This is a genomic window from Tsuneonella litorea (genome assembly GCF_025154015.1).
GTDB classification, from domain to species: domain Bacteria; phylum Pseudomonadota; class Alphaproteobacteria; order Sphingomonadales; family Sphingomonadaceae; genus Tsuneonella; species Tsuneonella litorea.
Genome location: NZ_JAOAMV010000004.1, coordinates 69,202 through 94,230, shown reverse-complemented (window position 1 = coordinate 94,230; position 25,029 = coordinate 69,202). Strand labels below are relative to the sequence as shown.

At 67.9% G+C, this 25,029-nt stretch carries 21 protein-coding genes; 13 read left to right on the top strand and 8 right to left on the bottom strand.

Going from position 1 to position 25,029, the window contains the following annotated elements:
- Nucleotides 1–92: 92 nt before the first annotated feature.
- Nucleotides 93–947 (top strand): PhzF family protein, encoded by an 855-nt coding sequence (locus N0B51_RS08770; RefSeq protein WP_375545945.1) that lies wholly within the window; start codon nucleotides 93–95, stop codon nucleotides 945–947.
- Here N0B51_RS08770 and rlmN read toward each other — a convergent pair.
- On the bottom strand, nucleotides 944–2,200 hold the full coding sequence (rlmN, locus tag N0B51_RS08765) for a dual-specificity RNA methyltransferase RlmN (RefSeq protein ID WP_259961943.1): 1,257 nt from the start codon (nucleotides 2,198–2,200) through the stop codon (nucleotides 944–946). The two genes, N0B51_RS08770 and rlmN, sit on opposite strands and share 4 nt — an antisense overlap.
- Before the next feature lie 293 nt (nucleotides 2,201–2,493).
- Between rlmN and N0B51_RS08760 the strand changes: the two genes are divergently transcribed.
- Nucleotides 2,494–3,165: an outer membrane protein gene (locus N0B51_RS08760; protein ID WP_259961942.1), complete on the top strand. Its 672-nt coding sequence runs from the start codon at nucleotides 2,494–2,496 to the stop codon at nucleotides 3,163–3,165.
- A 60-nt stretch (nucleotides 3,166–3,225) separates the two neighbouring features.
- On the opposite strand, the gene N0B51_RS08755 is transcribed toward N0B51_RS08760, so the two are convergent.
- From N0B51_RS08755 to N0B51_RS08745, 3 genes are read right to left on the bottom strand one after another with little or no spacing between them, the layout of a single operon-like run.
- Nucleotides 3,226–3,714 carry an invasion associated locus B family protein gene (locus N0B51_RS08755; protein ID WP_259961941.1) on the bottom strand — a complete coding sequence of 163 codons (489 nt, stop codon included), beginning with the start codon at nucleotides 3,712–3,714 and terminating at the stop codon, nucleotides 3,226–3,228.
- Nucleotides 3,707–4,183, bottom strand: a complete 477-nt coding sequence (locus tag N0B51_RS08750; protein WP_259961940.1) for a GreA/GreB family elongation factor — start codon at nucleotides 4,181–4,183, stop codon at nucleotides 3,707–3,709. The genes N0B51_RS08755 and N0B51_RS08750 overlap by 8 nt, the downstream gene beginning before the upstream one ends.
- A 10-nt stretch (nucleotides 4,184–4,193) precedes the next feature.
- Entirely contained in the window at nucleotides 4,194–6,170 is a 1,977-nt protein-coding gene (locus N0B51_RS08745) for a lytic transglycosylase domain-containing protein (RefSeq protein WP_259961939.1), read from the bottom strand.
- A 113-nt stretch (nucleotides 6,171–6,283) separates the two neighbouring features.
- On the opposite strand from N0B51_RS08745, the gene dapA reads away from it, so the two are divergent.
- The 4 genes from dapA to N0B51_RS08725 all read left to right on the top strand — a co-directional run bounded on the left by dapA (nucleotide 6,284) and on the right by N0B51_RS08725 (nucleotide 10,867).
- The gene (gene dapA / locus N0B51_RS08740) at nucleotides 6,284–7,165 is read left to right on the top strand and encodes a 4-hydroxy-tetrahydrodipicolinate synthase (RefSeq protein WP_259961938.1); all 882 of its coding nucleotides are present in this window, start codon (nucleotides 6,284–6,286) and stop codon (nucleotides 7,163–7,165) included.
- 156 nt (nucleotides 7,166–7,321) lie between these two features.
- Complete coding sequence (gene smpB, locus N0B51_RS08735; protein ID WP_259961937.1) at nucleotides 7,322–7,804, top strand: SsrA-binding protein SmpB; 483 nt, start codon at nucleotides 7,322–7,324, stop codon at nucleotides 7,802–7,804.
- 43 nt (nucleotides 7,805–7,847) lie between these two features.
- Nucleotides 7,848–8,420, top strand: a complete 573-nt coding sequence (locus tag N0B51_RS08730; protein WP_259961936.1) for a DUF2062 domain-containing protein — start codon at nucleotides 7,848–7,850, stop codon at nucleotides 8,418–8,420.
- Complete coding sequence (locus tag N0B51_RS08725; protein WP_259961935.1) at nucleotides 8,417–10,867, top strand: hybrid sensor histidine kinase/response regulator; 2,451 nt, start codon at nucleotides 8,417–8,419, stop codon at nucleotides 10,865–10,867. Before N0B51_RS08730 ends, N0B51_RS08725 begins: the two co-directional genes overlap by 4 nt.
- On the opposite strand, the gene N0B51_RS08720 is transcribed toward N0B51_RS08725, so the two are convergent.
- Entirely contained in the window at nucleotides 10,864–11,346 is a 483-nt protein-coding gene (locus N0B51_RS08720) for an acyltransferase (RefSeq protein ID WP_259961934.1), read from the bottom strand. The genes N0B51_RS08725 and N0B51_RS08720 overlap by 4 nt on opposite strands.
- 153 nt (nucleotides 11,347–11,499) lie before the next feature.
- Between N0B51_RS08720 and N0B51_RS14870 the strand changes: the two genes are divergently transcribed.
- The 6 genes from N0B51_RS14870 (at nucleotide 11,500) to alaS (ending at nucleotide 19,928) form a co-directional block, all read left to right on the top strand.
- Nucleotides 11,500–11,796: an acyltransferase gene (locus N0B51_RS14870; protein WP_375545953.1), complete on the top strand. Its 297-nt coding sequence runs from the start codon at nucleotides 11,500–11,502 to the stop codon at nucleotides 11,794–11,796.
- Nucleotides 11,797–11,884: 88 nt separating this feature from the next.
- A complete protein-coding gene (locus tag N0B51_RS08715) occupies nucleotides 11,885–13,393 on the top strand; it encodes a DUF4139 domain-containing protein (RefSeq protein WP_259961933.1) in 1,509 nt (502 codons plus the stop codon).
- 11 nt (nucleotides 13,394–13,404) lie between these two features.
- Nucleotides 13,405–15,006 (top strand): DUF4139 domain-containing protein, encoded by a 1,602-nt coding sequence (locus tag N0B51_RS08710; RefSeq protein ID WP_259961932.1) that lies wholly within the window; start codon nucleotides 13,405–13,407, stop codon nucleotides 15,004–15,006.
- Nucleotides 15,007–15,138: 132 nt separating this feature from the next.
- On the top strand, nucleotides 15,139–16,209 hold the full coding sequence (gene recA / locus N0B51_RS08705) for a recombinase RecA (RefSeq protein WP_259961931.1): 1,071 nt from the start codon (nucleotides 15,139–15,141) through the stop codon (nucleotides 16,207–16,209).
- Between the two features lie 149 nt (nucleotides 16,210–16,358).
- Nucleotides 16,359–17,183: a class I SAM-dependent methyltransferase gene (locus tag N0B51_RS08700; RefSeq protein ID WP_259961929.1), complete on the top strand. Its 825-nt coding sequence runs from the start codon at nucleotides 16,359–16,361 to the stop codon at nucleotides 17,181–17,183.
- 75 nt (nucleotides 17,184–17,258) lie between these two features.
- A complete protein-coding gene (gene alaS, locus N0B51_RS08695) occupies nucleotides 17,259–19,928 on the top strand; it encodes an alanine--tRNA ligase (protein ID WP_259961928.1) in 2,670 nt (889 codons plus the stop codon).
- 17 nt (nucleotides 19,929–19,945) lie between these two features.
- Here alaS and N0B51_RS08690 read toward each other — a convergent pair whose 3' ends face one another.
- Complete coding sequence (locus N0B51_RS08690; RefSeq protein ID WP_259961927.1) at nucleotides 19,946–20,110, bottom strand: hypothetical protein; 165 nt, start codon at nucleotides 20,108–20,110, stop codon at nucleotides 19,946–19,948.
- A gap of 40 nt (nucleotides 20,111–20,150) precedes the next feature.
- Nucleotides 20,151–21,914 carry a cation:proton antiporter domain-containing protein gene (locus N0B51_RS08685; protein WP_259961926.1) on the bottom strand — a complete coding sequence of 588 codons (1,764 nt, stop codon included), beginning with the start codon at nucleotides 21,912–21,914 and terminating at the stop codon, nucleotides 20,151–20,153.
- 186 nt (nucleotides 21,915–22,100) lie between these two features.
- Between N0B51_RS08685 and N0B51_RS08680 the strand changes: the two genes are divergently transcribed.
- On the top strand, nucleotides 22,101–23,309 hold the full coding sequence (locus tag N0B51_RS08680) for an FAD-dependent oxidoreductase (RefSeq protein ID WP_259961925.1): 1,209 nt from the start codon (nucleotides 22,101–22,103) through the stop codon (nucleotides 23,307–23,309).
- Here N0B51_RS08680 and N0B51_RS08675 read toward each other — a convergent pair.
- Nucleotides 23,306–24,967, bottom strand: a complete 1,662-nt coding sequence (locus N0B51_RS08675) for a carbon-nitrogen hydrolase family protein (RefSeq protein WP_259961924.1) — start codon at nucleotides 24,965–24,967, stop codon at nucleotides 23,306–23,308. The two genes, N0B51_RS08680 and N0B51_RS08675, sit on opposite strands and share 4 nt — an antisense overlap.
- Between the last annotated feature and the right edge of the window lie 62 nt (nucleotides 24,968–25,029).

Here is a 25,029-nt window from a genome sequence, read left to right as displayed (position 1 = left end):
CCGCGCGCCGGATCCGGCAGGTTGCGGCTCGCTGGAGCGAAAACCGCTTGCCGCTCGGCCATGCCTGCCGGCTATTGAGCACCAAAGGGGGGATGCCCGTGCGATGTGATCTGGTAGACGTGTTCGGAGCCGGTCCGCTTAGCGGCAACCCGCTTGCGGTCGTCCACGGTGCCGACGGTCTCGACGATGCGCAGATGCTGCGGCTGACCCAATGGCTCGGATTTTCCGAGACGACCTTCCTTCTTCGTCCCACCGATCCGGCCGCCGACTACCGCGTCCGCATCTTCTACCCCGCAGGCGAACTGCCCTTCGCGGGGCATCCGACGCTGGGCACCTGTCACGCCTGGCTGCGCGCCGGCGGAGCACCGCGCCGGGAAGGAGTCTGCGTGCAGGAATGCGGGGTCGGACTGGTCGACGTCCGCGGAAATGGCGACACGCTTGCCTTCCGGGCGCCGCCCTTTACGCGGTCGGGTCCGCTCGATGCGGATGAACGGGCCGAGTGCGCGCGGCTGGCGGGTGTGGACTTGGGCACGGTCATCGAGGCCGTCCACGTCGCCAACGGACCGCAATGGCGCTTGTTGCGGCTCGAGAGCGCCGAGCAGGTCCTGGCTGCCAGGCCCGTGCCGGAGGCGCCGGCGGGGACCGACATCGGGCTGGCCGCTCCGGGCTCGCCCGGCTCGGGCATCGACTGGGAACTGCGCGCGTTCTTTGCCGACCAGCACGGCCGGCTGCGCGAAGACCCGGTTACCGGCAGCTTCAACGCAGGCGTCGCGATGCACCTGTACCAGAGCGGGTTGGCCGAAGGCCCGACCGTGGCCGCGCAAGGGCGGATGACCGGGGCCGACGGGCGGATCGAGTGGGAACGCCATTCCGATGGGGCGGTGTGGATCGGCGGGCGCTGCGAAACGGTGTCGGCGGGCGCCGCGTTGCCGGTTTTCGCTTCCTAGCGGGTAGCCGCTGCGGCCGACTCGCGGTCGCTCGCCTCGCGATCCAGCTGGGCGCGGCTCTTCTTCTCGGCCGCGGTCTTGAGCTGGCCGCACGCGGCGTCGATGTCGCGTCCGCGCGGGGTGCGCACCGGGGCACTGATTCCGTGCTCGAACACGATTTCGCTGAATCGCCTGACCCGTTCGGGGGTCGAGCACTCGTACGGCGCGCCAGGCCAGGGATTGAACGGAATCAGGTTGACCTTGGCCGGCAGCTTGTACTGCTTGATCAGGCGCACCAGTTCGCGCGCGTCCTCGTCGCTGTCGTTCTTGTCCTTCAGCATCACGTATTCGAACGTGATCCGCCGCGCGTTGCTCGCGCCGGGATAGGCGGCGCAGGCAGACAACAGCTCGTCGATGCCGTACTTCTTGTTGAGGGGCACGATCTCGTCGCGCACGTCCTTAGTCACCGCGTGGAGCGAAACCGCGAGGTTGACCCCGATCTCTTCGCCGCAGCGTTCCATCATCGGCACGACGCCGCTGGTCGACAAGGTGATCCGCCGCTTTGACAGGGCGAGACCGTCGCCGTCCATCACGAGCTTGAGCGCGTCGCGCACATTGTCGAAATTGTAGAGCGGCTCGCCCATGCCCATCATCACGATATTGGTCAGCAGACGCCCGTCGGACGAATAATGCCCGGCGTCCTCGGCCTCGTCGAGGCCCGCCATGCTGCCCTTGGGCCATTCGCCAAGAGCGTCGCGCGCGAGCATGACCTGGCCGACGATTTCGCCCGGGGTCAGGTTGCGGACGAGCTTCATGGTTCCCGTGTGACAGAAGCGGCAGTTCAGCGTGCAGCCGACCTGGCTCGAGACACACAGCGTGCCGCGGTCGGCGTCGGGGATGAAGACCATCTCGAAGTCATGGCCGTCGGCGGTGCGCAGCAGCCACTTGCGCGTGCCATCGGTCGAATGCTGCGCCTCGACCACGTCCGGACGGCCGATGACGAACCGCTCGGCGAGCCAGGGGCGCATGGTCTTGGCGATGTCGGTCATCGCGTCGAAGTCAGTCACGCCGCGATGGTAGAGCCAGTGGAATACCTGCTTGGCGCGCAGCTTGGCGGCCTTCGCGTCGAGCCCGGCTTGCGCGAACAGTTCGGTGATGCGCGAACGCGAGAGGCCCATCAGATCGACGCGCCCGTCCGCACGCGGAGTGACGTCGCGCGCGACGGGGACCGGATCGACGGGTCCGGGGATCGACATGAGGGCGGTATCGGCCATGGCGTGGCGCATATAGGGTGAGCCGCCCGACCTGGCAAAGCCCATCGACAAGAAGGTGTCTGCCGGCGGCAAACGGACCTTCCTGCGCTTGCCGGTGCCGGAGAACACCCATCGCCCTGCCGTGTTCCGGTGTTTCGACCGGCGGACGAGGCATTTCATCGCGCAATATTGTTGCCTCTATGCAACACTTTCCGGTTGTCTGAGGTTCATGAAACCGGACCCGGTCGCGCCCGTTGAGCGGGTCCATGGCAGCCGGTCCGCCGGTTGCCTGTGACGAAAACGGAGTACTACTGATGAATACCAAGATCGCATCGCTCGTTGCCGCCTCGATTGCGGCGCTGGCCACCCCGGCCATGGCCCAGTCGGCCGGCGACGCACCGTTCACCGGCGTCCGCGTCGGAGCCGAAGTGGGGTACGACCACATCCGCTCGGGCAGCACCGAGGACGTCGACAACACGCGCGACCTCAAGCAGTCGGTCGACGGCGTGACCTACGGTGGCCTCGTCGGTTACGACTTCGCCGCGGGCGACAACCTGCGCCTGGGTGCAGAGGCGAGCTATTCGGGCAGCAGCGCGGGGACCGACTACAACAACGACAACCCGACGGTCTTCAACCTCGGCAACGTCAAGGCCGACCGCGACATCTACGTCGGCGGCCGTATCGGCTACGTCACCAGCCCGAGCACGATGGTCTACCTGAAGGGCGGCTATACCAACCAGCGGTATTCGCTGACCGGAACCGATGGGACGACCACGCTTGACGGCAAGCTCGACACCGATGGCTGGCGTGCCGGGGCCGGCGCGGAGTTCGCGGTGGGGCGCAATGCCTACATCGGCGCCGAATACCGCTATTCGAAGTACTCGAAGGGCGAGGTCGATTTCGAAGGCACCACGCCCGACGGCAGCCGCTTCAACCTCGACACCGATCGCCACCAGGTGGTGGCGACCGCCGGCCTCCGGTTCTGATCGACCCCGGGACGCCGCAAAAACGAAGGGCGGGGCCTCGTGCTCCGCCCTTTTCTCGTGTCAGGGGCGAACGCGGGCGCAGCCAACCGAGGCGGCATCGAGCGCGGTGGCCGCGCCGCTCAAGGAGTAGCGATCGGTAAAGCGCCGCCCGCGCGTGTCCGTGGCCGACACGGCCATCGACCCGGCCGAGCGCATCGCGGCGACGATTGCGGCATCGGTCCCCTTGTCGGGCGCCCACGCGTCACCGCCGCCGCCGGTCAGGCGAAATCGCTGGCCGCCCAGCGTCAGAGAAATGGCGGGGCTGGCCGCCAGCTTGCGCGACAGGCGGATGTGAACTTGCCCGCGCACACCCCGCCGGGGCCAGGTTCCGACGCTTGCATAGGGGGCATAATCGCGCACCGCCCGGTCCTGTTGCGGGATGGCGATGGCATAGCAGCGGCCCGCGCCGGGATCGCGGAACGCGCCCCAGTCCTCGAAGACGCCGAGATCGTCCTTCGCACCTGCCGGCACCGCGAGCAGGACCAGCGCGAGGCCCGCCAACCTAGTCATAAGCGATCCCGACGACCTCCCACGCCTTCTCGCCGCCGGGCAGACGAACGGTTCGCAGGTCGCCGACGCTGGCGCCGCGCAGCGCGCGGGCCATTGGCGATGACCACCCGATCCGGCCAGCGCCAGCGTCCTGCTCGTCGTCGCCCACCAGCGTCACCGTCCTATGCACGTCATCCTCGTCGGCGAGGGTGACCGTCGCGCCGAAAAACGCGCGGTCCTTGTCGGGCTGGTCCGCCGGCACCACGACGCGGGCGGCCTTCATCCGCCGGGCTAGGTGAGCGAGCTCGCGGTCGATCTCGCGCATCCGCTTGCGGCCGTAGAGGTAATCACCGTTCTCGCTGCGGTCGCCATTGCCCGCGGCCCAGCTGACGATCTCGACGATCGCCGGCCGCTCGGTGCCGAGCAGGTGGTCATAGCGCGCCTTGAGGGCACTGAGGCCCGCGGGCGTGATCGGATTGTCAGCCCCCACGTCCGCCGGCCTAGCCCGGAGTGCGCTTGCCGATGAACTGGCTCACGCCCTTGGGCTGCGCGCCGAAACGGATGCGTTCGGGATGCATCGCCTCGTAGACGACCGCGTTCTCGAGTACGCGCTGGACGTAGTTCTTCGTCTCGAAGATCGGGATTTCCTCGATCCAGCGCAGCCAGTCGATCCCCCCAAGCCGCGGATCGCCGTTTGCGCGCAGCCACTTGTTCACGTTCCCCGGACCCGCGTTGTAGGCCGCGACCGCGAGCGGATAGCTGCCGCCGTAATAGTCCATCATTCGCGAAAAATACCCGTCGCCGAGGCGGATGTTGTACTGCGGGTCGCTCATCAGGCTGGCGCTCATGTAGGTCATGCCCATCTTGCCCGCCTGCTCGTTGGCGGTCCCCGGCATGAGCTGCATGAGGCCGCGCGCGCCCGCATGGCTGATGCGATCGATGTCGAATTCGCTTTCCTGGCGGGCGATCGCGTGGACCATGGTGTAGTCAGCGCCCGGGGGCGTCGCGATCACCGGGAAGCCGACCCCCGTGAATCCGTCGATGCCCTTTTCGGGGGCGGTCCGCCCGATCACCACCGCAAGCTCGTCGAGACCAAGTTCCCGCGCGAGATTGGCCGCGAGCTGGAAATCGCCCGCGTCCTTCGCGTTGTCGGCCAGCGCGGTGAAGAAATAGCGTTCGGTTCGCCAGTCCATCTCGCCCCGGGCAATCGCGCGAATGGCCTGGGCGAGCGGGGAGGCGTTGAAGCGGGCGACATCCTGCGAGGTGGGCGTACTGAGCGCGACCTGGCGGAATTCGGGCAGCGGCCGGCCGAGCCGCTCAAGCGCGAGCTGGCCGTAGAAATATTCCGGATACCTGGCCGCCATTTCGAAATAGCGGCTCGCCTCTGCCTGGTTTCCGGCGCGCGCCATCGCGTTGCCCGCCCAGTAGAAGCCTTTCGACCGCGTCTGCGGCGTCTGCGCGGCATTGCCGTAGCGGAAGAAGAGCGGCGCCGCGAGGTTGCCGTCGCCCATGGACCACAGCGCCTTCGTGCCGCCCAGCCACATGAGCGAGGTATAGTCGTCGCGCAGCTTGTAGCTCAGCCGCGAGATGTCGGTGCCCGGCTCGAACAGGTCGTCGACCTTGCTCGCGATCGCCGCGGCGGTGTTGGCGCTCGCACCGCGCGCCTGGACGAGCATCTCGGTGACCATGTCCTCCGCGTCGTGGGGGGGGCGCGAAAAAGAAGCCCGCGTGGCGAGGAGTTGCTGGGCCCGGTCAGCCTGGCCGTTCTTCCGGTAATATCGCGCCAGGCTGTAGACGTAGCCGGGGTCGCTCATCAGGTCGGCGGGAACCGACAGGCCGATGGCCTGCGGCAGGCTGCCCTGGGCCAGCGCCAGGTGAGACATGAATTTCTCGCGGCTCGACAGCGGCACGAGATCCATCTGGCGCGCCGCGGCCTCGGTTTCGCCCTGCCACAGAAGCGCACGCATCCGCTCCTCGTGGTCGGCGGCGGAAAACTGCGACCCGAACATGCTGACCAGATAGGCTTCGGCCGGACTGCTCATGCGGCCGCCCTGCCAGGCGAGCCGCGCCTGCTCGCGCGCCTCCGGCCGGCCGAGCGAGGAGAGGGCCAGCGCGTAGCGGGCGCGGGCGGGATTGGTCTGCGGCGGAAACCGGTCGAAGAAGGCGACCACCTGGTCCGGTCCCGGCGCGTCGCGTTCGAGCGCCTTTTCCGCATTTGCCTGGATGATCGCCATCCTTGGATAGGTCGGATAGGCGAGTGCGAACCCGGCATAGTCGGCAAATCCGAGGCGGTCGTTCGCGGTGAGCTGCTTCCAGCGAGTGACGGCAACTGCGGCCTGGCCCGGCTGCGACGCGACCATCATCGCGCGGCCGGTATCCGATTGCGATTGGGCGGCGAGCGGGGACCCCGCGAAAGCGAGCGTCGCGAGTGCAGTAAAGCGCAGCAAATTCAGCTTGTTGTCGACCATGCTGGACATTCTGCCTACCGGCTCCTTATCACGCGATGAATGCATGGTATCCCATGCGGCCAACGGGCACGCAAAGGCCACCCCCTTGCGGCGCTTATGAGACTAACGAAGGCGAAGCGACAATGTTCTCGGGCTCGATTCCCGCTCTGGTGACTCCTTTTCGCGATGGGTCGTTCGACGAAGCCGCGTTCCGGCGCCTGGTCGACTGGCAGATCGAGCAAGGGTCGAAGGCGCTGGTCCCCTGCGGCACCACCGGCGAAGCCTCGACGCTGTCGAACGCCGAGCATCATCGCGTGATCGAAGTCTGCATCGAGCAGGCCGCCGGGCGGGTGCCGGTGATCGCCGGATGCGGCAGCAACGACACGATGAACGCGCTCTTGCACATGAACTTTTCCAAGAAGGCCGGGGCGGCGGCCGCGCTGTGCGTGGCGCCCTATTACAACCGCCCCAAGCAGAAGGGTTTGATCGCGCACTTCAGCTACCTGGCCGAGCACTGCGACCTGCCGATCGTGCTGTACAACGTGCCCGGCCGGACGGTGACCGACATCGAGCCCGAAACCGTCTGCGAGCTCGCCAAGAAGTTCCCCGACAAGATCGTCGCGATCAAGGACGCCAGCGGCGACCTGTCGCGCGTGACCGACCACCGGATGGGGATCGGCAAGCATTTCTGCCAGCTGTCGGGCGACGACGAGCTGGCCCTGCCGGCCAACGCCGCGGGGGCGGTCGGCTGCATATCGGTCACCGCCAACGTCGCCCCGGCGCTGTGCGCGGAATTCCAGGCCGCCTGCGCCGCGAACGATCTCGCCCGTGCCCGCGAGCTCAACGACCGGCTCTACCCGCTGCACTACGCGATGTTCGAGGATGCGAGCCCGGCGCCCGTCAAGTACGCGCTCAGCCGGCTGTTTCCCGACATCAGCCCGGCCGTGCGCCTTCCGCTGGTCGAGTGCAGCGACGCGGCGAAGAAGGCGGTCGACGAGGCGCTGAAACACGCCGGGCTCGTCTGATCGGCGTCCATTTCACCCGGCCGGCCGCTTGAGGCCTGTCCGGTTCGATGTTGCCAAGGTCGCGGGCCGGCTTTTCGGCCACTCGTCGCAAGCCCTTGTCAAGGCGCGCAAGGCCCGCTTGCGTTTGCGTCCCGCGAGCGCCATCTGCCCCATCCCATGGCCCGTCCAAAACCCGAGACCTTCGACAAGAAGAAGACCGTCGCCGAGAACCGCCGCGCGCGGTTCGATTACTTCATCGAGGACAAGTTCGAAGCGGGGCTGATGCTCACCGGTACCGAGGTGAAGAGCCTGCGGGCGGGCGAGGCGACGATAGCCGAAAGCTATGCCGAGGTGCGCGGCGGCGAGGTGTGGCTGGTCAATTCGAACATTCCCGAGTTCAGCCACGGCAACCGCAACAATCACGAACCCAAACGGCCGCGCAAGCTTCTCCTGCACGAGCGCGAGATCGACAAGATGACCGGCGCGGTCGAGCGCAAGGGGATGACGCTCGTGCCGTTGTCGATCTATTTCAACAGCCGGGGCCGCGCGAAGGTCGAACTGGCGCTCGCCAAGGGCAAGCAGGCGCAGGACAAGCGCGCGACGATCAAGGACCGCGACTGGAAGCGCGACAAGGCGCGCCTTTTGCGCGAGCGCGGCTGAGGCGCCCCTTCAAACCCAAGTCGAAAGGTGTATCTGCACCCCCATGTCTAACCCGTTCAACCGCTGGGCCCGGCGCAATATGCCTACACGCGAGGGGATGGCGAAGAACAAGTACCTTGCGCCGATTGCCCATCGCTTCCTGAGCCCCGAGCTGTGGCGTTTCACGCGCCGTTCGGTGCCGCGGGGTGTCGCGCTCGGGCTGTTCGCGGGGTTCATCGTGCCGGTCGGGCAGATATTCCTCGCTGCGTTTCTCGCCTTGCCGGCACGGGCGAACGTTCCGCTGGCGGCGCTGGTCACTTTCGTGACCAATCCCTTCACGCTCCCGTTCTGGCTCTATGTCGCCAACAAGGTCGGGTCCTTCACCCTCAAGATCGATGCCGCCACCGTCCACGCCGCCAACGACGAACTGGCGAGCGGGCGGTGGGAGCAGTTCGGCTGGTTCCTGCAGACCGCAGGGGTGACCGCGTTCGGGTTCATCGTGCTGTCGGTCGTGAGCGCGGCGGTCGGTTACCTGCTGTCGGGCTTTGTCTGGCGCTTCGTGGTCGCCAACCGGCGCCAGGCCCGACTGAGGCGCATGGCCGAAGAGCGCACCCGCCGGCGCGAGATGAAGCCGTGATCGAGGGGGCGACCCAGCCGATCCGGCTTTACGGCATCCTCGCGGCCGCGATCGCGCTGAGCACTGCAGCGATCTGGCTCGCCAGCGGAGAAGGGCTGACCGCGACCGCATTCCTCGGCGGCATCGCCGTGTTCCTCGGCGCGGGCCTTGCGTTTGCCCGGATGCGTCCTCCGGCCGGGTCCGAAGACCTTGCGCCGCCCGACTGGTCGGTGACGGTCGCCGCGATCGAGCGACCCGGCGTTGCCGTGGCGATCGTCGACCGTGCCAACCGCCTGGTCTGCGCGAACGGCGCCTATTCCGACTGGTTCGGAGCCGGCAACGCGCCGCCCAACCTTCCACTCGACCGGCCGGCGCTCGAGGCGCTCGCCCGGACCGCGCGCGAGGCCTGGCGCGACGGGGCGGGCGCGGCCGAAGGTATCGAGAGCGCCGACGGGACCCGCCGCTGGGCGGTGCGTGCCGAGCGGGCGGGACGGGGCGAGGACTACCTCGTCTGGCGCTTCGAGGGGCAGGCGGAAGAGGACTTCGTCGCCGATCTCGCGCGTGCGCTCGGCGGGCCGCTCGGACGCCTGCTGTCGCGCAGCGGGGTCGAAGCCGCGCTTGTGGGTGCCGACGGCATTGTCCGTTCGGCCGCGGCCGGTTTTTCGACCCGCGCGGCGGGAGATGCCGCGGCCACTCTTGCCGGGCAGGACTTTGCGTCGCTGCTGCGCGCCGACGAGCGGGACCGGATTTTCTTCGCCCGCGAGGGGCGGCGCGGCAGCCCGCAGACCCTGATCCACGTCCCATTGGGCGAAGCGGCGGCGGACCGCGCGCCGGATGCGGACGCAGGGCCCAGCCTCATGCTGCTGGTCGATGCCGGCGTGGGCCTGGGCGGCAGCGGCGAGCAGACCGGATCGGCGGCGACCCCGCAACTCGAGGCACTTCTCGGCGCGCTGCCGCTGGGCCTCGCGATGACCGACCGCGACGGCCGCCTGCTGTTTGCCAACCGGCCGTTCCGCCGCGCCGCGGGGATCGAGGACAAGCCCCTGCCGCAATTTCCCTCGGACCTCGTCGTGCGCGAGGACAAGGGGCCCGTTGCCGACGCGGTCCGCCGCTTTGGCAAGGGTCCGGCGAGCGCGACCGACATGGCGGTCCGGCTGCGCGGCCAGCCCGACGATCCGGTGAGCCTGGGCATCGCCGGTGTCCGCGGGCTGGGCGAGGCGGCGGTGCTGCTCAGCCTCGTCGATTCGACCGAGGAAACGCGGCTCAAGCGGCAGGTCGCCCAGGCGACCAAGATGCAGGCGGTCGGCCAGCTTGCCGGCGGCGTCGCGCACGATTTCAACAACGTGCTGACCGCGATCATCGGTACCTGCGACCTCATGCTGCTTCGCCATACGCCGGGCGACAGCGATTACGACGACATCCAGCAGATCCGCGCCAATTCAAACCGGGCGGCGGCGTTGACCCGGCAGCTGCTCGCCTTCAGCCGCCAGCAGACGCTGCGGCCCGAGGTGCTTCAGCTACCCGACGTTGTCAGCGAGGTCAGCCAGCTCCTGCGTCGGCTGCTCGGCGAGAAGATCGAGCTCAAGGTCCATCACGACCGCGAGCTCGGCCCGGTGCGGGCCGACCCGCAGCAGCTCGAACAGGTGATCGTCAACCTGGCGGTCAACGCGCGCGACGCCATGCAGTCGCGCGGCGACGGATCGGGGAAGCTCTCGATCGCCACCCGCCGCGTCACCGCCCGCGACGTGCGCAAGATGGGCAGCGAGATCATCCCCGAGGGCGATTACACCGTTCTCGTGGTGCAGGATTCGGGCGGCGGCATCCCGCCCGAGCACCTGACCAAGATCTTCGAACCCTTTTTCACCACCAAGCAGCAGGGACGCGGCGTGCAGGGCATGGCGCTCGGCGGCACGGGTCTCGGCCTTTCGACCGTCTATGGCATCGTCAAGCAGTCGGGCGGGTTCATCTTTGCCGACAACATCCCCGATACCGCCGGGGCGAAGGCGGGGGCCCGGTTCAGCGTCTACCTGCCGGTCTATCGGGGCGAAATGCCGGGCACCCCCAAGGCTGTCGAGGCCGCCCCGGCGGCGGAGTGGTCGGGCGGAGGGCAAGTCCTGCTGGTCGAAGACGAGGACATGGTCCGCGCGGTAGCCGAACGGGCGCTCGTGCGGGCAGGCTACACGGTCACGGCCTGCGCGGACGGAGAGGAAGGGCTGGCCGCGGTCGCCAATGGGGGCGCGTTCGATATCGTGGTATCGGACGTGGTCATGCCGGGCATGGACGGGCCGGCGATGGCGCGTGCCATCCGCAAGGCGAGGCCGGCGCTGCCGGTGCTGTTCATGTCGGGCTACGCAGAGGAACAGCTGCGCAACGACATCGACATCGCCGACATGCACTTCATCCCCAAGCCGTTCAGCGTGAAGCAGATTTCCGATAAGGTCGGCGCGATTCTGGGATCGGCGCGCTAGCGGGGGGTGATCCGAACGGGATTGCCGCGCCCCGCGTGTCCGTCGGGAACGTCGCGGGCCACCACCGAACCGGGTTCGATCGTGCAGTCGGCGCCGATCGTCACGCCAGGCATGATCACCGATCGCGCCCCGATCACCGATCGCGCCCCGACACGGGTCGTCAGATAGATGCCCCGCGCCATGTCGTGCGTCAGCAGCAGGACATGGGGGCCGATCCAGACGTCGTCCTCGATCACCACGCCTTGCGGATAGGTGCGGTCGATGTGCGCGGTCGAATCGATCCACGCCGATTTCGCGATCGCCGAACCCCACCCGAACCGGCGAACAAGATACTGGAGGAACTGGAGAGCGGACCGGCGCGGCCGCTCGCCCCGAGACCGCGCAGGAGGCGGGCAGGTTGCCAACGCGGGCTGATTATCCGACAACACCTCGTTCAATGTCAGGTGTCCTCCGATGGCGAGAAGCAAGCGGTCGCTCAACAGTTTCGCGTGGCTGCGCAGGTTAATTGCCCGACCCCGAATCTGGTATTTGTCGAAAGTTAAGGGGGTACGCGTCGCCGATGACGTCGAGATTTCGTTGAGCGCGACCGTCGTCGCGGCCCGCCGCGGAGCGGTCACGATCGGCTCGCAGACATCGGTCGCGCCACTGGCACTGATCGATGCGCGCCGGATGGGTGGCGGGATCGACCCGATCGTGATTGGCGAGGGTGTTTCATCGGGGGAAACGCTGTGGTCCTTCCCGGCACGCGGATCGGCGACGGGACGATCGTTGCCGCCGGGGCGCGGGTCAGCGGCGCGGTTCCGGGGGACTGCATTGTCGCGGGAAACCCGGCACGGGTGGTCCGCAGGGGCGTGAATGTCGGTCGGTTCGGTCGCCTTCCGGTCACCGACGTGCAGCGCCGGTTGCTTGACACACTCCACAGCGCGTAACGCCGACGCCGACATTCATGCATGATACATTATATCCACATCAAGCTGAGGCATTCGCTCTTTCGAGCGTAGCGTGAGGGGAGAATTCATGACGCGAACGGGGATCCGCAGCCTTGCCCTTGTGGCGAGTGGTCTTGCGACAGCAGGGCTCGCACAGACCGCGCCGACCGAGCCGAGCGCCCAGGGCGACCTTGCCGTGACGATCTACAACAACGATCTGGCCCTCGTGCAGGACGTGCGTCGGCTCGACATCGCGAGGGGCAGGAGCCGGATCGAGTTTCCCGACGTGTCGGCCCGGATCCGCCCCGAAACGCTGAGCTTCAATGCGGCAGGGGCGGGGATCGTCGAACAGAACTTCGACTTCGATTTGCTGACTCCGGGAAAGCTGATGGAAAAGGCGATCGGCCAGACCGTGACGCTGATCCGGACAAACCCTGCGACGGGCGCCGAAACGCGCGAACGGGCAACGGTGCTTTCGACCGCCGGAGGGGTCGTAGTGAAGATCGGGGACCGCATCGAGGTCCTGCGCGACGACGGCCTGCCGGTGCGCGTGATCTTCGACCAGGTGCCTCCCAACCTGCGCGCCCGACCGACCCTGTCGGTAACCGTTGACAGCGATCGGGGCGGCGCGCGGCCGGCATCGATCCGCTACCTGACCGGCGGGCTCGGCTGGTCGGCGGACTACGTCGCGCTGTACGACGAGGCCCGGGGCACCACCGACATGCAGGGGTGGGTGACGCTGACCAACCAGACCGGCACCACGTTCCGCGAAGCGGAAACCGTGCTGGTCGCCGGAGGCCCGTCTGCTTCCGGCGGCAGTCGATCCTACCGGCGTTCGTCCCCGCCTCCGCCGCCGCGCGGCAGCTTCGTCCCCGGCACCGAGACAGCCGATCGCGAGCGTCTGGGCGATTACTACCTCTATCCGCTCCCCGCGCGCACCACGATCGCCAACGCGCAGACAAAGCAGGTCGGGTTCCTCGACGTGCAGGGGGTTCCGGCGAAGAAGGTCTATGCGCGTTCGGTGGGCTGGCTGGCGAGCGACGACCAGCCGGTGAACGTGGCGAGCGCGATCGCCTTTTCGACCTCGCGCGAGCAGGGCCTGGGCGACGCGCTGCCTGCGGGCACGGTGCGCTTCTACCAGCGCGATGCGCAGGGTACGCCGCAGTTCGTCGGCGAGAGCCGCATCGGCCACACCCCGATGGGCAGCGGGCTGACGCTCACCACCGGCGACGCGTTCGACGTGTTCGTCCAGGCCGAAGTCGTCAGCCGCGAGAAGATCACGCCTGGCGAATACGACGCCTCGGCCCGCTATCGCGTGATCAAGAACGGCGATGTCGTGCAAGAGATCACTCGGGAGCGCGCGGTCGAGTACTGGCGCACGACGATGCGGTACACCTTCACCAATGCCAAGCCCGCGCCGGTCGAGGTCGAACTGATCCAGGGCGGCCTCGACCGGGGATGGTGGACCCGCGACTACCGCGTCACCAGCGAGGACGTTAAGGGCGAGCAGGTCAACGCCGACACCCGCAAGTACCTGGTCACCGTCCCGGCCAACGGCCGGCGCGAAGTGCGGGTCACATACGAAACGCGGTACTGAGAGCCGAGGCGATGCGCCGCGCCCTCCTGTACCTGCTGTTGACGTGCGCGTCGCCGGGCCTGGCGCGCGAGCCGGTCGATGCGGCGGCCCCGTCGAACCTGTCGGTCACAGTCTACCGCGACCCGAACCGGGGCCCGGACGAGGCGATGCGCCGCGACTGGCCGCGCGGCTTCGCGATGATCAGCGAAACCCGGCAGGTCACCCTGCCGGCGGGCGAATCGACGATCCGTTTCGAAGGCGTGTCGGAAGGCATGGTCGCGGTCACCGCGATCGTCACCGGGCTTCCGGGCGGCACGATCGAGAAGAACCGCAACGCCGACCTGCTCAGCCCCGGCGCGCTCGTCGACGGGACACTTGGCAACCGGGTCACGATTACCCGGACTGATCCCGCAACCGGACGCGAGACGAGCGAATCGGCGATCGTGCGCAGCCGCGCCGATGGCGGCCTCGTGCTCCAGACGGGCAGCGGGTTCGAGTCGGTGCGCTGCTCGGGCCTGCCGGAGAAACTTTCGTTCGACCAAGTGCCCGCCGGTCTCTCCGCGAAGCCGGTCTATTCGATCGATACCGCAAGCCCGCAAGGGGGCACCTACACCGTGACGCTGACCTACCTGTCATGGGGTTTCGACTGGCAGGCGCATTACGTCGCGACCCTCGCCGGGGGCGGCTCGGCCGATGACGCCAGGTTGCGCCTGACGAGCTGGCTGACGCTCGTCAACGACAATGGCCAGAGCTTTCCCGAGGCGGAGCTCCTGGCGGTTGCGGGCAGGCTGCGGGTGACGAGCGACTACGCGGCACTCGCCGACCCGCCGAAAGGCCGGCCGCTGCAGCTCCTCTGCTATCCGCTCGGCAGCACGGCGGCAGGATCGCCGGTGCCCTATTACGGCGGCGGACCATACCCTCCGCCGCCTCCGCCGCCTCCGCCAATGGCTGCGCCGGTGATGCTGGAAGGCGCCGATACGCGAGGGCTTCCGATCATGGTCACCGGCTCGCGGATGGCAAAGGCCGCGATGATCGCGAAGGAAGAGGACCTCGGCGACCTCAAGCTCTACCGCGTGCCCGAGCGGGTGACGCTCGCTGCCCAGAGCCAGAAGCAGATCGCTTTCCTCGAAAGGGACCGGGTCGATGCGCAGCTATGGCACACGACCTATTGTGCGCCGTGGCAGGCCAGCGATGGCGATCCACGGCCGGCCGGGAGATTGCTTGCGACCGTGAACGACACGCACCACGGCTTGGGTCCGGCGCTGCCGACCGGGGGGGTCACCGTGTTCGAATCGGGTCCCGCGGGCGAACTGCTCGTGGGCGAGGATCGCCTGCGCGACTACGCGGCGGGACAGGACGTGGAGATCGCCGTGGGTGAAAGCGCGCAGGTATTCGCGGCGTGTTCGACGGCGGACGAAGCCGACCGGCGCAGGCCGGGCGACCGGGTGCCGATGAAGCTCGTCGTGACCAACGCGAACCCGTCACCGGTCAAGCTGCGCGTGACCCTCGGCGGCGCCGCGGCGAAGGTGGCGGGCCTCAAGGGCACGCGGATCAAGGACGGCGCGCGGATTTACGAGACGACCGTTGCGGCCAACGGCCGCCGCGAACTGGCGTGGACGATCGTCGACGAATGAGGGTTCGGCCCGGGTCGCAAAAAAATTCGTTCCCCACTTGTTCTTGCGGAACAAACCAGATACATCGTCCTTCGGGTGACAGGTGACCCCCGGATTGCCGGCGGGTCTAGGCAAAACGCGAAAGGGTGTGTCATGGCGGCTTCGAACCTCAAGCTGGTGGAAGACAAGAACTTGGATACGGACCGTCAAAAGGCGCTCGACGCCGCACTCGCCCAGATCGACCGTGCATTCGGCAAGGGTTCGGCGATGCGGCTGGGGCAGAAGGAAGCCATGCAGGTCGAGACGATCTCGACCGGTTCCCTCGGACTCGACATCGCGCTGGGCGTGGGCGGCCTGCCCAAGGGCCGCGTGATCGAGGTCTACGGCCCCGAAAGCTCGGGCAAGACCACGCTGGCGCTTCACGTTATCGCCGAGGCGCAGAAGAACGGCGGGACTGCGGCCTTCGTCGACGCGGAACACGCGCTCGACCCCGTCTATGCCCGCAAGCTGGGCGTCAACATCGACGAGCTGATCGTTTCGCAGCCCGATACCGGCGAGCAGGCGCTCGAGATCACCGATACCCTCGTGCGCTCGAACGCGATCGACGTGCTGGTGGTCGATTCGGTCGCTGCGCTGGTCCCCCGGGCCGAGATCGAGGGCGAGATGGGCGACAGCCACGTTGGCCTCCAGGCCCGGCTGATGAGCCAGTCGCTGCGCAAGCTCACCGGCTCGATCAACCGGTCGAAGTGCATGGTGATCTTCATCAACCAGCTGCGCATGAAGATCGGCGTAATGTACGGCAATCCCGAGACGACGACCGGCGGCAACGCGCTCAAGTTCTATGCCTCGGTCCGGCTCGACATCCGCCGCACGGGCCAGATCAAGGACCGCGACGAGATCATCGGCAACTCGACGCGGGTTAAGGTCGTCAAGAACAAGGTCGCTCCCCCGTTCAAGCAGGTCGAATTCGACATCATGTACGGCGAGGGAATCTCGAAGATCGGCGAGATACTCGATCTCGGCGTCAAGGCCGGCCTCGTCGAGAAGTCGGGATCGTGGTTCAGCTACGATTCGATCCGCATCGGCCAGGGGCGCGAGAACGCCAAGACCTACCTCAAGGAAAACCCCGAAGTTTGCGACAGGTTGGAAGCCGCGATCCGCGGCCGGACCGACGCCGTCGCCGAGGAGATGATGACGGGTCCGGACGCGGACGACGACGCCTGATCCTCAAGCAGGGGTGCCGCCGCGCGCTCCTGTTGAACCGGAATGCCGGTGCGGGTGCCCCCGGGCGACCGCACCGGCTTTTCCGTATCCCCTTCCGATAGCGCGTGTTACTGCCTCGTGCCACGCAACCACCGAAGGATCGGGGGCTCATGACGGACCGTCGCGACTGGGAAGGCCGTACGGGCCGCAAATGGGCTGAGGAATGGCGGCGCACCGACCGCAGCTTCGCCGAAATCACCCACCGCCTCCTCGACGGGGCCCGCCGAGGGCCGGTCACGCGCGTGCTCGATGTCGGTTGCGGCGCAGGCGAACTGTCCCTAGCCCTTGCGCGCGAACACGGGGATGCCCAGGTCGTCGGTATCGACGTGAGCGAACAACTCGTTGCCGTTGCGCGCGAGCGGGGGGCGCGGCTGCGTAACGCCAGCTTCGAATGTGCCGACGCCGCGGAATGGTCGGTTCCGCAACAGGCGCCCGACCTGATCGTATCGCGCCACGGGGTCATGTTCTTCCCCGATCCGATGGCGGCGTTCGCCCACCTGCGCGCGCAGATGGTTACCGGTGGCCGCCTCCTGTTCTCGTGCTTTCGCGATCGTCGCGAGAATCCCTGGGCGAGCCGCATCGCCGACCTTATCCCGCCGGGAAGGATCGCTGCGCCGGATCCTGGCGCTCCGGGTCCGTTCGCCTTTGCTGACCGAGCCTATGTCGAGGCGATCCTGGCCGGCGCCAACTGGCGCGACGTCGCGTTCGACAGGATAGACTATGCCTATGTCGCTGGCGCGGGCGGCGACCCGGTGAGCGATGCGTTGACCTATTTCCTCGCGATCGGTCCCGCGGCGGCCGCGGCCGCCGAGCTTGACCCCGATGAGCGGGCGGTGTTCGTCGGGCGGCTGGAGGCATTCCTTGCCGGGTACCGCGACGGCTCGATCGTGGCGCTTCCCGCCGCGGCATGGATCGTCAGCGCGCGCACCGATTGACCTTTTTCCGCGTTGCCATCATTCGACCGTAATTCGCTTGTCGCTCGCGCACGCAGCAATTACCTGCGGTGAGCCATGACCTCGACCAACGATATCCGCCGCAGCTTCCTCGATTTCTTCGCGTCTGCGGGCCACCGTGTCGTGCCCAGCGCGCCGTTGGTGCCGTACAACGACCCGACGCTGATGTTCGTGAACGCGGGCATGGTGCCCTTCAAGAACGTCTTCACCGGGCTCGAGACCCCGCCGAGCCCGACTGCGACGAGCAGCCAGAAGTGCGTGCGCGCGGGCGGCAAGCACAATGACCTCGACAACGTCGGCTACACCGCACGGCACCACACCTTCTTCGAGATGCTCGGCAACTTCAGCTTCGGGGACTATTTCAAGGAACAGGCGATCACCCATGCGTGGACGCTGCTGACGAAGGAATGGGGCCTCGATCCCGAACGGCTGACCGCGACCGTCTATCACACCGATGACGAGGCGTTCGATCTCTGGCGCAGGATCAGCGGGCTGCCCGAGGCGCGGATCATCCGCATCCCGACCAAGGATAATTTCTGGGCGATGGGCTCCGACGGACCCTGCGGCCCTTGTTCCGAGATCTTCTACGACCATGGCGACCACATCTTCGGCGGTCCTCCCGGAAGCCCGGACGAGGACGGCGACCGTTTCGTCGAGATCTGGAACCTCGTGTTCATGCAGTACGAGCAGGCGGCCGACGAGATCGTCGCCGACCTGCCGAAGCCGAGCATCGATACCGGCATGGGACTCGAGCGTATCGCCGCGGTCATGCAGGGCGTGCCCGACAACTACGATACCGACACCTTCAAGGAACTGATCGCGGCGAGCGAGAGCCTGACCGGCGTGCGCGCCGAGGGCGATGCCAAGGCCAGCCACCGGGTGATCGCCGATCACCTGCGCTCGACCAGCTTCCTGCTTGCCGACGGGGTCCTGCCTTCGAACGAGGGGCGCGGATACGTCCTGCGCCGGATCATGCGCCGCGCGATGCGGCACGCGCACCTGATCGGGGCGAAGGAGCCGCTGATGCACCGGCTGGTGCCCGCGCTCGTCGCCGAGATGGGACAGGCCTATCCGGAACTCGGCCGCGCGCAGCCGCTGATCGAGGAGACGCTCGAACGCGAGGAGACCCAGTTCCGCCGCACGCTGGCGAACGGCCTCAGGCTGCTCGACGAGGCCACCGGCGACATGGCTGAAGGCGGCGAGCTCGACGGCGACACCGCCTTCAAGCTCTACGATACCTACGGCTTTCCCTATGACCTGACCGAGGATGCGCTGCGCAGCCGCGGCATCGCGGTCGATCGTGCGGGTTTCGACGCGGCGATGGCGCGCCAGAAAGCCGCCGCGCGCGCCGCGTGGAAGGGCAGCGGGCAGGCCGTCGATGGCGACCTGTGGTTCGATATCGCCGAACGCGAGGGCGCGACCGAGTTCACCGGCTACAGCTCGACCGAGGGCGAGGGCCGCGTTGTCGCGCTGGTCAAGGACGGCGCCGAGATCGAAACGGCGGGGGCGGGCGACGCGGTCGTCGTGCTCACCAACCAGACCCCGTTCTACGGAGAGAGTGGCGGCCAGACCGGCGACGCGGGCACCATTACCACGCCCGACGGCCTCAAGATCGCTGTTTCGGACACCTCCAAGCCGCTCGGGCGCCTGCACGCGCATCACGGGACGATCGAGGCGGGCACGATCAAGGTCGGCGACGTGGTCCACCTGTGGGTCGATGCCGACCGTCGCGACCGGATCAGGGCGAACCATTCGGCCACCCACCTCGTCCACGCGGCGCTGCGCCACCGGCTCGGCGACCACGTCACCCAGAAGGGCTCGCTCGTCGCTGAGGATCGCTTCCGGTTCGACTTCTCGCACCCCAAGCCGCTCTCCGCAGAGGACATCGCCGCGATCGAGGCCGAGGTGAACGCCGAGATCCGCGCGAACGAGGCCGTGACGACGCGACTGATGAGCCCTGACGATGCCATCGCCGCCGGCGCGATGGCGCTGTTCGGCGAGAAGTACGGCGACGAGGTCCGCGTGCTCAGCATGGGCCGCAAGCGCGACGGGGAGCGAAATTACTCGGTCGAGCTGTGCGGCGGCACCCACGTTCGCGCCACCGGCGACATCGGGCTGCTGCGCATCGTTTCCGAAAGCGCGGTAAGTTCGGGCGTGCGGCGGATCGAGGCGCTGACCGGCGAGGCGGCGCGCCAGTGGCTCGTCCACCGCGAGGACGCGCTGAAGGACGCGGCCGCCGCGATCCGCGCGACGCCCGAGGAAGTGCCAGGGCGCATCGCCGCGCTGCTCGACGAGCGCAAGCGGCTCGAGCGGGAACTCGCCGAAGCGAAAAAGGCGCTGGCGCTCGGCGGGGGCGGCGCGGGCAAGACGGCCGATGCCGAGGAAGACATCGCCGGCGTGAAGTTCTCTGGCCAGGTGATCGAAGGGCTCGAGGCGAAGGCGCTGCGCGGCCTGCTCGACGAAGCGAAACAGCGGCTCGGCTCGGGCGTCGCGGCGATCGTCGCGGTGAACGACGGCAAGGCCGCGATCGCGGCGGCCGTCACCGACGACCTTACCGGCAAGGTCAGCGCGGTCGACCTGGTACGCGCCGGCGTCGAGGCGCTCGGCGGCAAGGGCGGGGGCGGTCGCCCCGACATGGCGCAGGGCGGCGGCCCCGACGGCAGCAAGGGCGCCGAAGCGATCGCGGCGGTGCGTGCCGCGCTGGCGAGCGAGGCCGCTACCGCCTGACGGTCACATCCTGCGGATCAACCGCGATTGCCGCTCGCGTTGCGGGTGGCGGGACCGCTGCCGCGCGCGGTGTCCTTCTCCTGGGTGACGTCGCCGGTGCGCTGCGGACCCTTGATCGGTCCCTTCTCCTCGCCCGATTGTTCCTTGGGGGCGGCGTCGGGGCGTTGCTTGATGTCGCTCATGATCGTCTCCTTCCCCTGACCAACGGACGAAGGGCGCGATCTATCCGAGGTCCTGCGCGCCAGTGCGCAGCTTGGGCCTGTGGTCGAGCGCGGCTTCGCTCTGCAGCAGGGCCCGGAACTCGTCCCGCTTCTCGTGGATCGAGGCGATGACCGGACCCATGGCGACGCCCAGGTCGACCAGCACCGCCTCGCTCAGTTGCAGCGAGCTTTCGAGCGTTTCGGGGACCGCGTGGCTGGCGCCCGCGCGGTAGAGCCGGGTTGCGTGGGCGAGGTCGCGCGCGCGGACGATGATCGGCAGGTCGGGATGCTCCTTGCGCAGCTTGCTGGTCAGCCGCTGCGCCAGCACGGGTTCGTCCATCGTGAGGATGACTGCCGGCGCCGTGTTGATCCCCAGCCGGTCGAGCGCATTGCCGCGCCCGGCGTCGCCGAAGGTCGCCTGGTATCCCTTGCGCCGGGCGCGCTCGATCATGTCGGCGTCGCTGTCGATAGCGATGTAGGGCTTGCCGTGGACTTCGAGCATATCGGCCACCAGGCGGCCCACCCGGCCGATCCCGATGACGATCACGCGCGGTGCTGTGCCGCTGCCTTCGTCGATTTCCGGCACCGGTTCGACCCGCCGCGCGACGGTCCGGCCGAGCCGCGCGAGCAGCGGCGTGACCGTCAGGCCGAGTGCGGTCACGATCTGCCAGAACTGGGCGGTATCCCGGTCGATCAACAGTGCCGCGGTCGCCGCGGAAAGGACGATCAGCGTGGTTTCGCTGGGCGACGCCATCAGCACGCCCGTTTCGGCAGCAGTGCTGCGCCGCGCGCCCATCAGCCGCAGGAGCACGCTGGTCACGATAGCCTTGAGCACCAGGACCCCCAGCACCGCCAGGGCGATCGAACCGGCCTGGGCCCAGACTTTCGCGAGGTCGATGCTCATCCCCACGGTGATCAGGAAGATCCCGAGAGCGAGCCCCTTGAACGGCTCGATGATCCCTTCCACCTCGCCGTGATATTCGGTTTCGGCGATAAGCAGGCCCGCGATCAGCGCGCCGACGATGGGAGACAGCCCGGTCGCGGCGGTGGCGAGGCTGGCGCCCATCACCACCAGGAGGCTTGCCGCGAGGAACAGTTCGGGGCTCTTCGTGCGCGCCGCCTGCGCGAACAGCCGGGGGAGGAGCATCCGTCCGACGACCAGCAACGCGACGACTACCAGCAACCCCTGCCACAGGGTGCCGACAAGGCCCTCCCACCCTTCCGACTGGGCATACGGGGCGAGCGCGCCGAGCACGAAGATGATCGGCACGATCGCGATGTCCTCGAACAGCAGCATCGACAGCGCCGCCCGGCCCACCGGGCTCGACGTGCCCGAGATGGGCAACACGATCGCGGTCGACGACAGCGCGAGCGCGAAACCCAGCGCAAACGCGGGTGTCGTTTCGAGCCCGGTCATCGAAAGCACGAGGGCGAGGAGCGCGCCGATGATCAGCAGTTCGAGCGCGCCGAGCCCGAAGACGAGGCGCCGCATCGCCCACAGGCGGTTGAACGACAGTTCGAGGCCGATGGTGAAGAGCAGCAGCACGATGCCGAACTCGGCGAACGGCTCGAGCGCCTCGGGCTCGGTGATCGTGACATGGTAGAGCCACGGCGCCTGCGGAACGAGGCGGCCCAGTCCGAACGGGCCGACGAGCAGCCCGATCATGATGAATCCGATCACCGGAGTAATGCGGAAGCGGTGGAAGACCGGGATGACGATGCCGGCGGCGCCCAGTATCACCAGCGCATCGGACAGCATGGTCGATTGGGACAGCGTCTCGGTCATCGGCGCTGGGAGCTACCGGTCCTAAAGAACGTTCGGGCCTGGTCGCCCGTGATTGCGCACGTTTTGGCTGCCGCGCGTGATCCCTGTCGATTGGCTGCAAGCTGCATGACGGTCACGCTAGCCCGATCCGCCCCGACTAGGAAAATCAAATGTTCTCGGGGTGGTGGATAGGTTAGCCTCGCGGCCATGAAACCCGATGTGATCATCGTCGGCGGCGGCCCTGCGGGAATGATGGCCGGTTTCCTGCTCGCCCGCGCCGGCGTACCGGTGCTGGTGCTGGAAAAGCACGCCGACTTCTTCCGTGATTTCCGGGGCGATACGGTCCACCCGTCGACAATGGCGATCCTGGCCGAGCTGGGCCTGCTCGACCGCTTCCTCGCGCGCCCCCACAACCGCATCGACCGGGCGGAAATCTGGTACAACGGGCGTCACCTGACGATCGGCGACCTCACCCACCTTACCATGCCCGCGCCGTTCATCGCGATGATGCCCCAATGGGATTTCCTCGACTTCCTGCGGGACGAGGCGCGGGCCTTCCCCGCCTTTGCACTGCGCATGGAAGCGGAGGCGACCGGCCTCGTCGAGGAAGGCGAACGGACGGTCGGTGTACGGCTTGCTAGCGGCGAGCACCTGCGCGCGCGGCGGCTGGTGCTGTGCTGCGACGGGCGCGGCGCGTTCGTGCGGCAAGTGCTGCCGCTAGAATCGCTCGGCGCTCCGATCGACGTGTTCTGGTTCGCCGTCCCGAAGGTTGCCGAAGGTTCCGCCTTGCGCGGGGTGATCCGGGGCCACCGCCTGTTCGTGCTGATCGATCGCGGCACCTACTGGCAGTGCGCGGCGGTGATCGCGAAGGGCGGGGCGGAGGAGGTCAGGGCGCGGGGAATCGATGCGTTCCGCGCCGACGTTCTTACCGCCTTGCCCGAAGTCACGGACATCGCGGCCGCGCTGCCCGATTGGGACGCGGTGCGACTGCTCTCGGTCTCGCTCGACCGGCTGACCGAGTGGAGCCGCCCGGGTCTGCTGGCGATCGGCGATGCCGCCCATGCGATGAGCCCCGTGGGCGGGATCGGCATCAACCTCGCGATCCAGGACGCGGTGGCGACCGCGAACATTCTCGCCGCGCCGCTCGCCGCGGGGCGCGACGTCGATGCGCTGCTCGAGAAGGTGCAGCGACGCCGTTTCTGGCCGACCAGGGTGATCCAGGGCCTCCAGCGCGCGGCGCACGAACGCGTGCTGCAGCCGCTAATCGAGGGGCGCGCGAGCGTTCCGGCCGAACCCCCGCTGCCGCTCAGGGCGCTTGACCGCTTTCCCTTGCTGCGGCGCATTCCCGGTCATTTCATCGGTCACGGCATCCGGCAGGAACACGTCCGCTCGCCGAACGCGGCGCGCCGGGGCTAGCCTCCGCCCGGTCCGTGCGGCCCGCCCAGCGGCTGGCTGCGCGGACGCGGCTTGCCGGGGTGCTTGCCGTCCTCGTCCCACTCGATGCGGTAGAGATCGAAGCGGCGGTCGGCGAGATTGCGCACGGTCCCCTCGGCGCGGGCCCAGCTGAGGTCGGCCAGGTTGATGTCGCTGATCGTCAGTGTCTCGACGTTCTCGGTCGCCTCGGCCGCAATGCCGTCGCGCGCGAAAGGGAAGTCGCACGGGGTCAGGATGCAGCTCTGCGCGTACTGGATGTCCATGTTGCCGACATTGGGCAGGTTCCCGACGTTGCCCGACATGACGACGAAGCACTGGTTCTCGATCGCCCGCGCCTGGCAGCAATAGCGTACCCGGAGGTAGCCCTGACGGCTATCGGTGCAGAACGGCACGAAGATGATCCGCGCGCCTTCGTCGGCGAGGCGTCGGGAGAGCTCGGGAAACTCGCTGTCGTAGCAGATCTGCACCCCGATCGGGCCGCAGTCGGTCTGGATCACGTCGATCTTGTCGCCGCCCTTGATGTTCCACCAGTACCGCTCGTTCGGCGTGGGGTGGATCTTCTCCTGTTCATGTACCGATCCGTCGCGCAGGCAGACATAGGCGACGTTGTGGATGTCGCCGTCGTCCATCCGGGTCGGATGGCTGCCGGCGATGATGTTGATGTTGAACCGCATCGCCATGTCGGAAATGTCGGTCTTCAGGCGCGGGGTGTACTCGGACAGGCGCTCGATCGCCTCGACCGGCGACAGCTCCTTTTCCTCGAAGCTCAGCAGCATCAGCGTGAAAAGCTCGGGGAACAGGATGAAGTCGCTTTCGTAATCGCTGGCGACATCGACGAAATACTGCACCGTGCGCAGGAACTCGTCGTAGTCGGCGACTGCGCGCGCCTGCAGCTGGCAGGTCGCCACCCGCACCGATTCGACCCCGCGTGGCAGGCGCTTCTTGGCCGGCTGGTCGCTTTCGACGTAGGGGTTGCGCCAGACCATCATCACCGCGTTGGCTTCCGACGCCTTGTCCTCGGGCAGGTAGCTCTCGATCACGCGCTCGGGCTCGAACCCGTTGGCAAGCTGGAACCGCAGCACGGGGTCGTGCAGCTTTCCGGCGACGACCTGGTCGAGGTAGTCCTTCGGTCCTTTGACCTTGCGCTTGTTGCGGCGGTAGCCCGGCATCCGCCCGGCAAAGACGATACCCTTTAGGTCGCGCTCCTCGGCCAGCGCGCGGCGTTCCTCGTAGAGGCGGCGGCCGATCCGCACGCCGCGCACCTTCGGGTCGACGCACATCTCGTAGCCGTAGAGCCAGTCGCCGGTCGGGTCGTGGCGGCTGCCGAAGCCGTTGCCGGTGATCTCGTCCCAGTCGTGGTCCTGGAACGCCAACGCCTCGGCCACCTGCATGGTCGCGCAGTAGCCGATCACCTGTTCGTCGAGCAGCGCTACGAAGCATCCTTCGCGGAAGTTGTTGATCTGCCCGCGAATTTCGCCGTGGGTATAGGCCGGCATATCGTCATAGACCCGGCGGACGAGCGCCGCGATGCCGGGGATATCCTTGACCCGGGCGTTGCGCACTTCGAGGCGGCGCCGGCCGAACTTCTCGGCTCTTGGCCGGCTGGCGGGACGTTTCCGGGGAGGGGCGGGCTTGGCCATGATGCTCCTTGCGCGGCGGCTCATGCGAAAGGACCGGGTGCAGCCTGAAGCCGACCCGGTCC

Coding starts and splice junctions, on each gene's coding strand:
- N0B51_RS08770 (WP_375545945.1), top strand. CDS start 93: ATGCCCGTGCGATGTGATCTGGTAGACGTGTTCGGAGCCGGTCCGCTT.
- rlmN (WP_259961943.1), bottom strand. CDS start 2,200: ATGGCCGATACCGCCCTCATGTCGATCCCCGGACCCGTCGATCCGGTC.
- N0B51_RS08760 (WP_259961942.1), top strand. CDS start 2,494: ATGAATACCAAGATCGCATCGCTCGTTGCCGCCTCGATTGCGGCGCTG.
- N0B51_RS08755 (WP_259961941.1), bottom strand. CDS start 3,714: ATGACTAGGTTGGCGGGCCTCGCGCTGGTCCTGCTCGCGGTGCCGGCA.
- N0B51_RS08745 (WP_259961939.1), bottom strand. CDS start 6,170: ATGTCCAGCATGGTCGACAACAAGCTGAATTTGCTGCGCTTTACTGCA.
- dapA (WP_259961938.1), top strand. CDS start 6,284: ATGTTCTCGGGCTCGATTCCCGCTCTGGTGACTCCTTTTCGCGATGGG.
- smpB (WP_259961937.1), top strand. CDS start 7,322: ATGGCCCGTCCAAAACCCGAGACCTTCGACAAGAAGAAGACCGTCGCC.
- N0B51_RS08730 (WP_259961936.1), top strand. CDS start 7,848: ATGTCTAACCCGTTCAACCGCTGGGCCCGGCGCAATATGCCTACACGC.
- N0B51_RS08715 (WP_259961933.1), top strand. CDS start 11,885: ATGACGCGAACGGGGATCCGCAGCCTTGCCCTTGTGGCGAGTGGTCTT.
- N0B51_RS08710 (WP_259961932.1), top strand. CDS start 13,405: ATGCGCCGCGCCCTCCTGTACCTGCTGTTGACGTGCGCGTCGCCGGGC.
- recA (WP_259961931.1), top strand. CDS start 15,139: ATGGCGGCTTCGAACCTCAAGCTGGTGGAAGACAAGAACTTGGATACG.
- N0B51_RS08700 (WP_259961929.1), top strand. CDS start 16,359: ATGACGGACCGTCGCGACTGGGAAGGCCGTACGGGCCGCAAATGGGCT.
- alaS (WP_259961928.1), top strand. CDS start 17,259: ATGACCTCGACCAACGATATCCGCCGCAGCTTCCTCGATTTCTTCGCG.
- N0B51_RS08690 (WP_259961927.1), bottom strand. CDS start 20,110: ATGAGCGACATCAAGCAACGCCCCGACGCCGCCCCCAAGGAACAATCG.
- N0B51_RS08685 (WP_259961926.1), bottom strand. CDS start 21,914: ATGACCGAGACGCTGTCCCAATCGACCATGCTGTCCGATGCGCTGGTG.
- N0B51_RS08680 (WP_259961925.1), top strand. CDS start 22,101: ATGAAACCCGATGTGATCATCGTCGGCGGCGGCCCTGCGGGAATGATG.
- N0B51_RS08675 (WP_259961924.1), bottom strand. CDS start 24,967: ATGGCCAAGCCCGCCCCTCCCCGGAAACGTCCCGCCAGCCGGCCAAGA.